Source organism: Bacillus sp. UMB0728 (genome assembly GCF_002858875.1).
GTDB classification, from domain to species: domain Bacteria; phylum Bacillota; class Bacilli; order Bacillales; family Cytobacillaceae; genus Bacillus_AB; species Bacillus_AB infantis.
Window position 1 is genome coordinate 784,958 of sequence record NZ_PKLA01000001.1, and the last position, 12,458, is coordinate 797,415.

Here is a 12,458-nt window from a genome sequence, read left to right on the forward strand (position 1 = left end):
ATATGTTCAGGAGGACTGTGATTATGTTAAATCCTTTTATTCGTCTTCCTCATCATGCAAATCTGCCTGTTTCAGCCGCAGCCTGTAAATGTAAAAGGAAGGTATTCCTCCGCACACAGCGGCAATAAAACCGAAGAGCAGACCATCACCCCATCCATAGCCCGGTGTTATACTGATCAGATAAGAAATGATGGCAGCCACTGCCAGGATGGCTGTTATGCTTACAATGAATGGCTTTTTCGGATCTTTTCCCTGTCTTTCATGCTCCACACTCACACTCATGGATAGATAAGCAAATACAACCGAGGTTCCGATAAAAACAAACCAAAGCGGATTTTCACGCATAGCTTCCATGCCGCCTTGCAATAAATCGTATGCAAGAATGCAAAGGATTCCTAGCGTCTGGATGATATAGACTATCCGTACATGCTCTAAATTCCTCTGCTTCAAACGTTCATCCGTAATTTTTTTCATTAAAGGTCCTCCTCTTCAACCCAGAATAATTCGTCCAGCTTTGACTGGACTGCATAGCAGATCTGGAGGCACAGCTTTAAAGAAGGATTATACTTACCCTTTTCAATTAAGCTCACCGTCTGCCTGGTAATCCCCACCCGGTCCGCCAGCTCCTGCTGGGTCAGCTCTGCCTGCAGCCGGGCCAGCTTCACATTATTTTTCATATATTCTTCCTCCAAACAAAATGTAACATATATATTCCTTTGTGTAAAATATATATTCCATCTTCAGATAATACGTGCTGCCAAAAAAAGAGACAGGCTCGCCCTGTCTCTTCATACTTCTGCTATTCTTCTTCTCCACGGTATTCGAGAATATCGCCCGGCTGGCAGTCCAGCGCCCTGCAGATACTGTCAAGTGTGGAAAGCCGCACTGCCTTTGCTTTGCCGTTCTTCAGTATTGAGAGATTGGCCATGGTGATTCCCACCCGCTCGGACAGCTCTGTAACACTCATTTTCCTTTTTGCCAGCATAACATCTATGTTAATGATAATCGCCATTCCTTCACCTCAGATAGTCAGTTCATTTTCATTTTTCATAGTAAGCGCGCTCCGAAGCAGCTCCTTCAGGACAGCTGCAAATACACTGATGACAAAAGAACAGAAAGCAATGGCTGCACCCATCAGCAGGACTCCTGGATGAAGAGCACCGGCAGCTCCGACTCCGATGATGCCGGCAGCGTAAATCAGTCCCAAAGCAATGCCGCAGTTCCTGATGCGGCGGAGCGACTGAACAGAGAGATCGGAAAAAGCAGTCTGTCCTTCAATATATCTTAGTAGATTCCATGCTTCGTACAGGGCTATATAAAATGGAATGGCAGCCCCATACATGCCCAAAAGGACCGGCCATTTCAAATAAGCAAAATCAGGGTTCTCTGCAGCTGCATCCCCTGCAAGTTCAGGCAGAAGAAAAATGCAGAGGATGGCCACGATCAATCCCATAACAAGGATGGCGGCTTTCAGAAAACTCGTTATAGCTTTGTTCATAAGGTACCTCCGGTTTAAGAATTATTATATTAATAGTAATACAGTTTTTATCGTATTTCAATAAAAATCAAATACATTTCAGCAAAAATTCAATGTTTTTTAATATAAAACTGTTGACTTTACTTATTGATTCACGATAAATTATTACTAAATATCAATATTAGGGGCGGTTCATTATGACATCTATTTTGTTTTTGGGAATCATCGGAATTACTTTATTGCTTATTTTGTTCAAAAAGAACCCTTCACTTGAGGGGAGGGCAGCCAATCGGATGATGGTAAATTTATTGAGTAATACTTCCTGGTACCAAATCCAATGGAAAGCTGGTTTGTTTTTATTTATTTCCAATGCGCTGCTGTTTTCAGCAACACTGCTGATTTTGTATTTGCTGCTGTTTATTAATATACCTTATATACACCTGGTAATCATGTTCCTGGCAACAGCCTTTAGCATCCGTTTATGGCTCAATATGAAACTGGCATGGAAAGGCTCTAAAAAGGGACGTTTAAAAGTGGGGCTGATTGGAAGCAGCTTTTATCTATTTTTATTCATTTTCTTTCTTTATCAGTTTGCAGCAGCAGAGTCTGAATTTCCTGGGGACGACCCCTTTATGCGGACCATTGGTTTCTTATTCGGAATGATTGTGGCAGCCACAGCATGCATTTCCTGTTTATCGGTTATTAGTATTTCTGCACGTGCAAAATGAAAAGGCAGACTTTATGTCCGCCTTTTTGCATAGCAGGTAAAAAAATGGCCTGTTCTGCTTTTTAATGTATGCTTCTCTTTTTAAATCGTCCGCCCCTAACTTCTGTGATGTCAGCAATCGCTAAAAAGGCGGACGGATCAAGTTCCTCAAGGATGCTGGTGAGCTTGGATTCTTCAAGTCTGTTGATGATGCAGAAGATTACTTTCTTATCGTCACCTGTGTAAGCGCCTTCCCCTTTCAAATACGTAACGCCGCGCCCCAGCCTGTCATTGATGGTATCGCCGATAATATCAGCTTCTTCGCTGATGATCCAGACTGATTTAGATGCCTCGAGGCCGTCAGCGACAATATCAATCGCTTTTGCAGCGATGACATAGGCAAGTATAGAATACATGGCCCGGTCCCATGTGTAGACAAAGCCTGCAGAGCCCAGAATGAAAAAGTTGATGAACATGACGATTTCCCCTACAGAAAAAGGGACACGCTTGCTGATGACGATGGACAGAACTTCAGTCCCGTCAAGCGCTCCGCCATTGCGGATGACAAGCCCTACGCCAATTCCGAGAAAAATGCCGCCGAAAATTGTGGCTAAAAGAATATCCTCTGTAAAAGGAGGGATTGGGTGAAAGAATGAAGCGAAAAGGGAGAGCATGATGATGCCGTAGATGGCAGAAAGCGAAAATGTCTTACCCATCTGCTTGTAGCCCAGATAGATGAAAGGCAAGTTCAAAACGAATAAAAATAATCCCAGCTTGATTCCTGTTATATGGGAAAGCATAATGGATATACCTGTGATCCCGCCGTCGATTACCTGGTTGGGGATCAGGAAAATCTCAAGCCCGGTAGCCATCAGCAAAGCACCAAGCGTTATAAATACCATGCGCTGGATAATCTTGAGCCTGGAAAGCTTTTTATGGCCCTTCTTTAATGTTATAAGTTCTTCCAAGTGGCACACCTCTATATTGTATTTGGTTTCAATTATACCTTAAGTCTGCTATTTTAGAGGTGTTTGAGGATCGGTTGATGGTTCACCCGGCTTGCTTTCAATTTTTAAAAAACTGCCATTCCCTAACCAGTCTTGCCACTTCAGCCGGTCTTACAGGCAAATCTGCCAATGAACCGATATCCACCCAAAGCGGCTCATATGTGCCGCGGCCCCTTGCCAGATCGAATTCTTCTCCTGACCCGCTCCCAAAAATACCAGCCATCATCTCTGCAAAATAAAAAAATTGCGGTCCATTATAATCATGACAGACCAGCAGTCTGCCAACCTTCACTTTAATTCCCAGTTCTTCAAGGACTTCACGTGCTGCTGCCTCCTCAGGCAGCTCTCCAGGCTCTGCCCCTCCGCCGGGGAACACATAATATTCTTCACTTTCCCGGATCCGCTTAATGAGTGCCAGCTTCCCTTCATTAACAATTACTGCCCTGCCGCAAATTCTCATTTTTTTCTACTTCCCCTTCAATAAAATTGTTCAGTAAGCTTAACAATTTCTCTAATGACAGAACCAGCCTTTTCATTATTTTTTATAACAAAAAGATAATCTGCTTCATCTTCAACGGGGTCTTCCTTACGGGAAGCCTGCTGCCGCTCCAGCACATCTTTAAAGGTGGCTGCACTCCTGAATATATTAGTGCTCCTGGTGCTTTCTGCAGCCCTTGCTTCCAGAATGGAATCCGGGATTCGGAAATGAACCATAATCCGGAAGAAATCTTTACTTGGAAATAATTCATTCAACAGATAGGCCCTGTCTTTCCTGCTGAGATTTGAATTGCAGATGATCATATGCAGGCTGGTATTTTCTTTCGCATACTCGATAATATATTTTGATAGCCCGTGCTTTAAGGTATTCGGCCCGCTTACAGGCTGAAGAGCTTCATAATATGTATGGATAAATGCCGCGTGGTTATCCTGGTCCATCACAAAAGAGCCTTTCAGCTCTTTCTTCAATTCTCCTGCAAATGTGCTTTTTCCGCTGTGCGTCTTCCCGACGGTCATGATTACAAATCGTTTCATAGTTTCAGCTCCACTCGTGAAATCAGACAAAAAAAGGACCAGGAGGCCCTTTTTTTTACTGCGATACGATGAATTTCTCTTTAAATGAAGGACTCAGCTCGCTCCATACATCGAACAGATTGCCGTTCGGATCTCTAAAGACAAAGTTCCTGCCAGCATGTCCCCTCTCTTCGATCTCGCCTGTATGGACTCCATTTTCACTGAGCTCCTGGTGAACAGCTTCCAGGGCATCCACACCGTCCACTTCAAACGTCAGCGAAAATCTTTCCGTTCCGGAAGCATCTGTGAAATTGGCAGATTGCGATTCTGCTGCTTTAACAAGAAAAAAACTCTGGTTTGCCAAATTAAGGATGGCTTTGTCTTCATCAATATAATTCAGCTCTGCCCCAAGTTTCCCGGCATACCAATCTGCAGATGTCTGCACATCCTTAACCGGAATATAAGCAGTACCTACTCTCCAAATCTTTTTGCTCATGAGAACCCCTCCTGGAAAATTCAGTATATACAGAGATTCTCCATCCGGAAGCAGGATTCCTTTTTATTCTGCTACATTATTTGCCTTTTTTCTGGATGAAATTGATATCCAGGCTGCCGTATAAAGGATTATGATCAGGACCCCGCTGATTAGAAACAGATAAAACGAAGCAGTCCTTCCTTCAGAATAGCTGCTGTATGCCTGTGAAAAAGAAACAATAGAAATAAAATAGCCTATTATAATCTGAAATGGCTGTATATGTTTGAACATTGCAATCCCTCCTGCTGACTGATAGTATTATACCATAATTTCCCTTATATCGAATTGAACAGCATTGGAGGTATAGTATGTATATAGGAGATTGGCTGATTATGATAGTCATTGTTTTGCTGACTTTGCTGGGTGTATTCTCTTTTACCCTGTTTATAAGGAGGATGGTGTCCCGTTCAGCGGCCTCCTATTCTTCAGATCAGGAGCTGCATGCCAAGCTGGATGAAATCATCAGATTGCTGAAAAAGCTGGAAAAAGATTAATAACTGTCTTGCCCTTCCATAATCCGGGGGGGTTTTCTTATTTACCTTTTAAAAGCTAAAATGAAATGTAACTTTTTTATAAAAACACAAACCTGAACAGCGGGTGCCCCGTCTAATGGTTGGAAGGGAGCAAAAGACCGTGGAAGAAACTTTATCAGAAATATTATTGGCAATGGACAGGGAAGCTGCCATCGACCAGATCATGCAGCTATATGGCCAGGATATCCTCCAGCTTTCCTATACATATGTAAAGCAAAGGGATATAGCAGAAGACCTGACACAGGAAATCTTCATTAAATGCTATAAAAACCTCCATCAATACAACCGCAAATCGATGGTGAAAACCTGGCTTTGGCGGATTGCAGTCAATCACTGCAAAGACTATCTCAGAAGCTGGCACAACCGTCATATTATCCTTTCGGAAGAACAGGCAAAGTCAGGCGGCAGCCTGAAGGATGAGGTCGAAGCAGCCGTGATCAGAAAAGATGATGATTCACAGCTTGCTTCAGCGGTCATGGATCTGCCGGACCATTACCGCGAAGTCATCTACCTTCATTATTTCGAGGAAATGAGCATGAAGGAAATAGCGGCCGTCACCAGCATCAACCAAAATACAATCAAGACACGCCTGAAGCGGGCAAAGCAGCTATTAAAAGAAAGACTGGAGGAGCTATGATGGAAGAGCGCCTGAAGAGATTAAAAAAAGCGATGGAAAATACCATTTTCCAGGACCTGTCATTTACCGGCAAAACCCGTGAAGAGGTGAAGGCAAAAGCAAGAAATCTTCAGATAAAAACTGATGAAGATATCATCCTTGCCGTCCTGCAGCTGCTTGTCAATGAAAAGACAGGATTTGAATTGACCAGAAGCATCATCGCAAGGGGAGTTTCTAACTTTGAAAAAAACGAAGGCTTCCTCTATGCCCTGCTCCACCGGCTGGAGCGTAAAAATTATCTGCAGTCCAACTGGCAGGATTCACGCAAATACTACCAGCTGAATGACAGGGGCAGGAAGCTCCTGGAGCAGTCAGAGAAAAAATCGGCCGGCAGGCGTACAGCCCTGCAGGAATTATGGGAGGGCTGAAAAAATGGCAGCTGAGAAAGAAGGCTTCCTCTCGGAGGTCAAAAAGCATATAAAATCCAAAGAAGCCAAGGTTTTTATCCATAAAGAGCTGGAGCACCATCTCCAGGAAACCAAAACAGAGCTTATGTCAGAGGGAATCGAAGAAACAGAGGCGGAAGAAAAGGCAGTCCTGCAGATGGGCAGTCCCGCAGAGCTTGGGATGCAGCTGAATAAAATCCATAAGCCGAGGGTGGATTGGTTGCTGATCGGACTGCTGGCTGCAGCTTTTGGGATGGGGCTCCTGCCTTTAATAAGTATACAGAATGTGTATAACAGTAATTTCGTTGCCCATCAAATTGTCTATATTGGACTAGGTTTGCTGGCTGCACTTGCTTTCATGTTCTTTGACTATCGGAAACTTCAAAAGTGGAGCTGGCACTTGCTTACAATTGGGGTTTTATACCTGGTTTTATTGCTTATAGCTCCATTTTCTATCAGGGCCATAATAAACGGTTTCCCATATTTCATGATCCCTGGAATTGGAGCATTCGGCGGAATGTCGATACTGCCATTATTCTACCTTTTCTGGGCAAGCTTTTTTTCAAGAGAAAAACCAAATCTATGGATAGGCTGGCTTATATTTGCTATTACTTTATTTCTATTCTTATCTTTGCCGGGCTTCCCGATTGCCATGATGTACGGCTTCCTTGTCATGATCTTGTTTTTCAGAAGCGCTGTAACACGGAAAACCATCATCGCAACCACATCATCTGTCGGAGGCATCCTAGTCTTATTGGGCATATTAGCGTGGTTCACAAGCAACGAGTATCAAAAAGTCCGCTTATTCGCTTTCCTTAACCCAAGTGAATACTCAGAGACTTCGGGATTTATGTATATTAAGATAAGAGAAATGCTGGCTGAAGGGGGCTGGCTTGGCAATCCGGAAAAAACAGCATCCATTCCAAATTTGCATTCCGATTATGCCTTTGTTAATATCACCTATTTTTACGGATGGCTGATGGCTGGCCTGTTAATTGTCATTCTTGCCCTTCTTTTGGCCAGGATGGTATCTGTCGGCGGCCAGATTAAGGACTCTTACGGCAAACAGCTTGTCACAGGGGCAATCGCCCTCTATTCTGTCCAGTTTCTTTATAATATCGGGATGACATTAGGGGTCCTCCCTATCATCTCTATTTCATTGCCGTTCATAAGCTATGGACTAACACCCGCAATCCTTAATGCTTTTGTCATAGGCATCGCCCTCAGCGTATATAGGCGTAAGGATTTTACTGCAGCAGTCCACAGATAATATTGAAAAAAAGACTTCTAAAAGGAAGTCTTTTTTTCATGATATGTTTGGTGCAATTCTTTTTATTTTTCACAGTATCGATTTATTCCGCTTTATAGCTTCTTCCTTCTCATCCACTGGGTGGCTGCCCACTTGCTTCCTTTAATTACGGGCGCCCCGCCATGGAGAGTCAGATCATTTAAATCCTGATTATCATAGAAGTATTCAAAATAAACTGCCGAGCCTTTTTGCGGGTTCACTGAAAAATTCAGCTTAGGGAAATATGTTTCCCCGCCTTCCTCAACATCATTCAGATACATAACAAGCGTGCTGATCCTTGGATTGCTTGCCGCTCTGCTGGTGGAAGAGAAAAAGTCAAAATGAGCCTTATATTCCTGCCCGATGTGATAATTCAGCATCTGCAGACCCTCACCATGTTCCACAGGAATGTTCATAATTTGCGACAGCCTTCTTTCAATCCTTGCCACCAGCTCATTTTCGCCTTCTTCAAAAAACATGCTGCTGCTCGTCCTGATATCATCCACTGTGCGGGTGTTTCCGATTTTTGAACGCTTCAGCTTATCCTCGGACATCCTGATCAATCCATCACATTCTTCTTCACTAAGCACATTACCCAAAATGACAATCAGCGGTTCCTCTATTTTGGCAATGATATGAATCTCTCTATCTTCCGTTTTAATTTTATTACCAATATGATCAAAAATAGTCTGTTCTTTTACATGAGTTTCGTTTGCATCTATTTTCAACTTTCATCGTCCTCTTATTCAATTTTTAAATTTCTGAAATATTTGATAAATCAAAACCTGGAACCGCTGATATAGTGTATGCTGGCTTACTGGAAGCCGATTATGAAACTCTGATGAATTTCAACTTTATTTTACACTGAAGGTGCATTTATTTCTATCATTTTATTGCTGGAAAGCCGATAATATATGCTTCAAAATTCAATCAGCCTGCTGCATACCATACTTTTCAGGAAGCAGCTCCATCACATTGCATTTAACAAGTTTTCCCTGATAAGTAATAATAACATCCGTTTCTTTTCCATAGTCACTGATCAACTCCCGGCACATTCCACATGGAGCAACCACCCAGCAGTCCTCCATGTCTTCATGCGGATGAGGATGGGCGACTGCTACAATCGTCTGGAATTCATGCTCTCCTTCAGAAATAGATTTGCCGATCGCTATCGCTTCCCCGCAAACCGTTATCCTTCCTACATTTGCTTCCACATGGACAGCTGCAAAGGTTTTCCCAGTGGTTGTCCTGACAGCAGCACCGATATGATGGCGGCCATACCGGTAATTTTTCTTTATGACTTCCTCAGCGGCCTGGATCAGCTCATAATCTTCCTTCACTAGCGGTTTTGTCATAATCATTATCTTCTTTCCCCCATTTCCTCCAAGCTATTAATTATGAAGCCGAATTCCTCTGTCTCTTTGAAAATGTCTTTGACATATAAGGATGTGTTTCTTTTTCAGCCATAAAACGAAACCCCATTTTATTAAATGCCACAGCAAGGCAAGTGCCTATCACAGCTGATACAAAAAGCTCGCTGGGCTTTTTGACAAGTAAATCCCTGACTGGAGCGGGAATCACCATTCCCCCATACGGATGGTCAAAAAATCCTATCATAATATAAGAGGCAACAGTTCCCAAGGTTAAGCACCAGGTTATAAAAAATGCCTTCCATGAAAACGGAGAGCTGTCCCGGGAAAATTGTTTCTTGGAGCCCCGCAGCAGTGCAGCCATCCCCAGGAGAAATAAGGCCTCGCCCAGATCGATTCCTTTAAAAAAGGTAAAAACAGCTCCGCTTACAAGTACCATATAAGTAAGTATATAAGATGCTCTCACTTTCAGATAAATGCTCCTTGATAAGAGAAGCAGAGAAATCCCAGCTGTAACGGATAGCTGAAATGACAGGTTCAGCAGTGATTCAGAGAAAAGTTTTTCTGCAAACAGCATTTGTTCCAAACCTGCAGGAGCCCCGGCAGATATAAGCAGCAGTACCCCGCTAATGAACACCAGTACGGATATTGACCAATAGCTAAGATTTGCCACCAAGTAATTTGAAATCAAATTGTATTTTTTTATGAATCGGCCTGCCCTGGATTCCATAAACAGTTCTTTCGTCTGGACGGCTACTTCAGTAGATGCCAATATCAGTCCAATTATAAATGGAACTATATAATAAAATATCCGGTAAAACACCAATACGAGCAGAACACTGCCATCTTCAAGCCCGGCCTGCTGAAGGCCGATCATCACAATGATATCAAAGGCGCCTGCCCCTCCTGGCACAAGGCTCAAAGAACCTGTGACTGCACCAGCGACAAATATGGCTAGCACCAGATTAAAAGGAAGGCTAAAGCCTAAAACAACAGCTATTCCCCAAAGAAAGGCAGCCGCTGAAAACCATTCAAGCACGGAAGCCAGAACCGCCATCCCTGCCCATTTTCCTTCCCAAGCCGTATTATTATTTCTTCTGACATAAAGGAAGATAAGATAGATTGGCAAAAAAGCAGCCATTCCCCAAAAGCCGGCATTCAGCCATGGATAAGCTTCCAGCACGGCTCCATTGCCGTGGAAAGAAATTATTGAAATCAAAGACATTACAGACAATCCTGTCAGCATAAATGGAGTCAGCCAAATAATGCCGCCGAGAAGGCTTTTCGAATTTTTTGTATAGCCTTTGAGCAGAAAAGCGCGCAGGCTGGCACCAGCCACTCCGCCAAACCCAACTACATTATTGATCGAGTTGGCTATCCATGAAACCTTGGCTAAAGCCGGCAAAGAGATCTCCAGGTTCAGCTTTTTTGCGAGAATAGCATCATATGCTGTCAGTGCAGATACCGCTATCAGCCCTATCAGGAGAATTGACAGCAGCTGTGCAGGCAACAAACTTTTTATATCTATCAGCAAACTGGAGGGGTCAATCCTTCTAAGCTCGTTTTTCCCCTCATGGTAAATGAACAAAATGAGAATAACCGGCAATAGATACTTTGCCGCTTGGATTGCAAATTTCTTATTGAACATATGATAAGCCTCTTTTAATCAATTTGTCAGATTTTCTGGACATTTCCATCATATCGCAACTTCATCATAGGTTCACCCTATTTTTTTACATATCCTTCTATAAAACAATCCTATTTTTGAAACTTATTCCTATTTTTTCCGTATAAATGATAAGAGGAGGGAAGTTTTTTGAAAATATTTCTGTGGATCGGCGGCGCCGTATTCCTTGCCGCCTGTATAGTAATTGCTACAGGAGCCTGGCTCTACATAAAGGATGTAAAGAAAGACGAACCGGATTACCTGATTAAATTCATTAAAGAGAATAAGGATAAAAAAGATGTTTCACTATTAATCAGCCATAATAAAGAAATATTAGCGAAAATTCATCCTGACGAAGCTCTGCCTTTGGCAAGCACCGTGAAATTCATTGTAGCAGTAGAATACGCGAAACAAGCAGCCGCTGGAAAAATCAACCCTGAACAGCAAGTCAGCCTGAAGGAGCTTGAAAGATACTATGTACCCAAAACAGACGGCGGCGCCCATAAAGCATGGCTATCTGAATTAAAAGCTAATAGTGCTTCACTGCAGCAGGTGGCGAAAGGCATGATCGCGTACAGCTCGAATGCGAACACAGATTATTTGATTGAATTGCTTGGACTCCACAAAATCAACTCAAATCTGGAAAGCTTGAATTTACAAAATCATGAACCTCTTTACCCGCTCGCCAGTTCCTTATTCATTCCAATAAAATTAATGGAAGAAAATAATCTGTCAAAAAAAGAAGCACTGGCCAAACTGAAGGTAATGCCATTACGTGAATACAGAGATATGGCAATTGACATTCACAGCTCCTGGCAGTCCGATCCCCCAACATCTGAAGAAAAAGCGCAGCTCCTTAAAAAGCTTGATATGGACTTTCAGCAGGTCTGGTCTGACAGGCTCCCAAGATCGACGGCTGCAGATTATGCTTCTCTTATGGAGAAACTGAACAGCAAATCTTACCTGGCAGAAGACATACATACATATCTTGACCCGGTTCTCGAACAGCTGATGGAAGACTCCCGCAATCAGGAATGGCTTTTGCACGCAGGCCAGAAAGGCGGCTCAACTGCTTTTGTCCTAACAATGGCCATGTATGCGACAGATACAGATAACAATCAGACTGAAATTGCTTTTCTCTCAAACAATCTAAGTCCCAAAGAGCAGGCAAAACTCACACGTAATATGAACAGCTTCCAGCTGAAGCTGCTGAAGGATGAAAAGTTCAGGGAAAAAGTACGCCAGGAGCTAAAAAATTTAAATTAACAACAATCTCTCCTGGGGCCGCTATTATATTTATTGAGATAACGGTTCTAGCTCTCTCCGCTGGAACCATTATTTTGGTTTTTCAGTAAAATAGCGGTCCTAGCTCTCTCCGCTGGAACCATTATTTTGGTTTTTCAGTGAAATAGCGGCTCTAGCTCTCTGTGCTGGAACCGTTATTTTGGTTTTTCAGTGAAATAGCGGTCCTAGCTCTCTGGGCTGGAACCGCTATTTTGGTTTTTCAGTGAAATAGTGGTCCTAGCTCTCTGTGCTGGAACCGCTATTTTGGTTTTTCAGTGAAATAGGGGTCCTAGCTCTCTGGGCTGGAACCGCTATATTGGTTTTTCAGTGAAATAGCGGCTCTAGCTCTCTGTGCTGGAACCGTTATTTTGGTTTTTCAGAGAAATAGCGGTCCTAGCTCTCTCCGCTGGAACCATTATTTTGGTTTTTCAGTGAAATAGCGTCTTTAGCTCTCTGGGCTGGAACCGTTATTTTGGTTTTTCAGAGAAATAGCGGTCCTAGCTCTCTGGGCTGGAACCG

18 protein-coding genes are annotated in these 12,458 nt (G+C 43.0%); 6 read left to right on the forward strand and 12 right to left on the reverse strand.

The annotated features are described in order from the left end of the window. Positions 1 to 36 precede the first annotated feature (36 nt). The 4 genes from CYJ37_RS03995 to CYJ37_RS04010 all read right to left on the reverse strand — a co-directional run bounded on the left by CYJ37_RS03995 (position 37) and on the right by CYJ37_RS04010 (position 1,498). Complete coding sequence (locus tag CYJ37_RS03995; RefSeq protein WP_101548007.1) at positions 37 to 474, reverse strand: hypothetical protein; 438 nt, start codon at positions 472 to 474, stop codon at positions 37 to 39. Then, entirely contained in the window at positions 474 to 677 is a 204-nt protein-coding gene (locus CYJ37_RS04000) for a helix-turn-helix transcriptional regulator (protein ID WP_101548009.1), read from the reverse strand. Before CYJ37_RS04000 ends, CYJ37_RS03995 begins: the two co-directional genes overlap by 1 nt. Positions 678 to 799: 122 nt before the next feature. Next, the gene (locus CYJ37_RS04005; RefSeq protein ID WP_101548011.1) at positions 800 to 1,012 is read right to left on the reverse strand and encodes a helix-turn-helix domain-containing protein; all 213 of its coding nucleotides are present in this window, start codon (positions 1,010 to 1,012) and stop codon (positions 800 to 802) included. A gap of 9 nt (positions 1,013 to 1,021) precedes the next feature. After that, positions 1,022 to 1,498: a DUF2975 domain-containing protein gene (locus tag CYJ37_RS04010; RefSeq protein WP_101548013.1), complete on the reverse strand. Its 477-nt coding sequence runs from the start codon at positions 1,496 to 1,498 to the stop codon at positions 1,022 to 1,024. A gap of 176 nt (positions 1,499 to 1,674) precedes the next feature. On the opposite strand from CYJ37_RS04010, the gene CYJ37_RS04015 reads away from it, so the two are divergent. Then, the gene (locus tag CYJ37_RS04015; protein WP_101548014.1) at positions 1,675 to 2,205 is read left to right on the forward strand and encodes a hypothetical protein; all 531 of its coding nucleotides are present in this window, start codon (positions 1,675 to 1,677) and stop codon (positions 2,203 to 2,205) included. A gap of 61 nt (positions 2,206 to 2,266) precedes the next feature. On the opposite strand, the gene CYJ37_RS04020 is transcribed toward CYJ37_RS04015, so the two are convergent. From CYJ37_RS04020 to CYJ37_RS04040, 5 genes are all read right to left on the reverse strand, one after another. Next, positions 2,267 to 3,151, reverse strand: a complete 885-nt coding sequence (locus tag CYJ37_RS04020) for a YitT family protein (RefSeq protein ID WP_257964162.1) — start codon at positions 3,149 to 3,151, stop codon at positions 2,267 to 2,269. 97 nt (positions 3,152 to 3,248) lie between these two features. Further along, a complete protein-coding gene (locus tag CYJ37_RS04025) occupies positions 3,249 to 3,650 on the reverse strand; it encodes an NUDIX hydrolase (protein ID WP_101548016.1) in 402 nt (133 codons plus the stop codon). Between the two features lie 17 nt (positions 3,651 to 3,667). After that, entirely contained in the window at positions 3,668 to 4,222 is a 555-nt protein-coding gene (locus tag CYJ37_RS04030) for an AAA family ATPase (RefSeq protein ID WP_142385218.1), read from the reverse strand. Between the two features lie 55 nt (positions 4,223 to 4,277). Continuing rightward, complete coding sequence (locus tag CYJ37_RS04035) at positions 4,278 to 4,697, reverse strand: VOC family protein (protein WP_101548018.1); 420 nt, start codon at positions 4,695 to 4,697, stop codon at positions 4,278 to 4,280. Positions 4,698 to 4,760: 63 nt separating this feature from the next. Continuing rightward, positions 4,761 to 4,967 (reverse strand): hypothetical protein, encoded by a 207-nt coding sequence (locus CYJ37_RS04040; protein WP_101548020.1) that lies wholly within the window; start codon positions 4,965 to 4,967, stop codon positions 4,761 to 4,763. 77 nt (positions 4,968 to 5,044) lie between these two features. Between CYJ37_RS04040 and CYJ37_RS04045 the strand changes: the two genes are divergently transcribed. The 4 genes from CYJ37_RS04045 (at position 5,045) to CYJ37_RS04060 (ending at position 7,601) form a co-directional block, all read left to right on the forward strand. Next, complete coding sequence (locus CYJ37_RS04045) at positions 5,045 to 5,230, forward strand: DUF4083 domain-containing protein (RefSeq protein WP_101548022.1); 186 nt, start codon at positions 5,045 to 5,047, stop codon at positions 5,228 to 5,230. A 139-nt stretch (positions 5,231 to 5,369) separates the two neighbouring features. Next, positions 5,370 to 5,906, forward strand: a complete 537-nt coding sequence (locus CYJ37_RS04050) for a sigma-70 family RNA polymerase sigma factor (RefSeq protein WP_101548429.1) — start codon at positions 5,370 to 5,372, stop codon at positions 5,904 to 5,906. Further along, the gene (locus CYJ37_RS04055) at positions 5,906 to 6,313 is read left to right on the forward strand and encodes a PadR family transcriptional regulator (protein ID WP_142385226.1); all 408 of its coding nucleotides are present in this window, start codon (positions 5,906 to 5,908) and stop codon (positions 6,311 to 6,313) included. Before CYJ37_RS04050 ends, CYJ37_RS04055 begins: the two co-directional genes overlap by 1 nt. A 4-nt stretch (positions 6,314 to 6,317) precedes the next feature. Then, on the forward strand, positions 6,318 to 7,601 hold the full coding sequence (locus CYJ37_RS04060; RefSeq protein WP_180827240.1) for an FtsW/RodA/SpoVE family cell cycle protein: 1,284 nt from the start codon (positions 6,318 to 6,320) through the stop codon (positions 7,599 to 7,601). Between the two features lie 92 nt (positions 7,602 to 7,693). Here the strand turns inward: CYJ37_RS04060 and CYJ37_RS04065 are convergent, their stop codons facing one another. The 3 genes from CYJ37_RS04065 to CYJ37_RS04075 all read right to left on the reverse strand — a co-directional run bounded on the left by CYJ37_RS04065 (position 7,694) and on the right by CYJ37_RS04075 (position 10,637). Continuing rightward, positions 7,694 to 8,347, reverse strand: a complete 654-nt coding sequence (locus tag CYJ37_RS04065) for a 2OG-Fe(II) oxygenase (RefSeq protein WP_101548029.1) — start codon at positions 8,345 to 8,347, stop codon at positions 7,694 to 7,696. Positions 8,348 to 8,545: 198 nt separating this feature from the next. Continuing rightward, positions 8,546 to 8,980 carry a cytidine deaminase gene (locus CYJ37_RS04070; RefSeq protein WP_101548032.1) on the reverse strand — a complete coding sequence of 145 codons (435 nt, stop codon included), beginning with the start codon at positions 8,978 to 8,980 and terminating at the stop codon, positions 8,546 to 8,548. Between the two features lie 34 nt (positions 8,981 to 9,014). Further along, positions 9,015 to 10,637 carry a lysylphosphatidylglycerol synthase domain-containing protein gene (locus CYJ37_RS04075; protein WP_101548034.1) on the reverse strand — a complete coding sequence of 541 codons (1,623 nt, stop codon included), beginning with the start codon at positions 10,635 to 10,637 and terminating at the stop codon, positions 9,015 to 9,017. A 168-nt stretch (positions 10,638 to 10,805) separates the two neighbouring features. Here CYJ37_RS04075 and CYJ37_RS04080 point away from each other — a divergent pair, with 168 nt between their 5' ends. After that, positions 10,806 to 11,921 carry a serine hydrolase gene (locus CYJ37_RS04080; protein ID WP_101548036.1) on the forward strand — a complete coding sequence of 372 codons (1,116 nt, stop codon included), beginning with the start codon at positions 10,806 to 10,808 and terminating at the stop codon, positions 11,919 to 11,921. Positions 11,922 to 12,458: the final 537 nt, after the last annotated feature.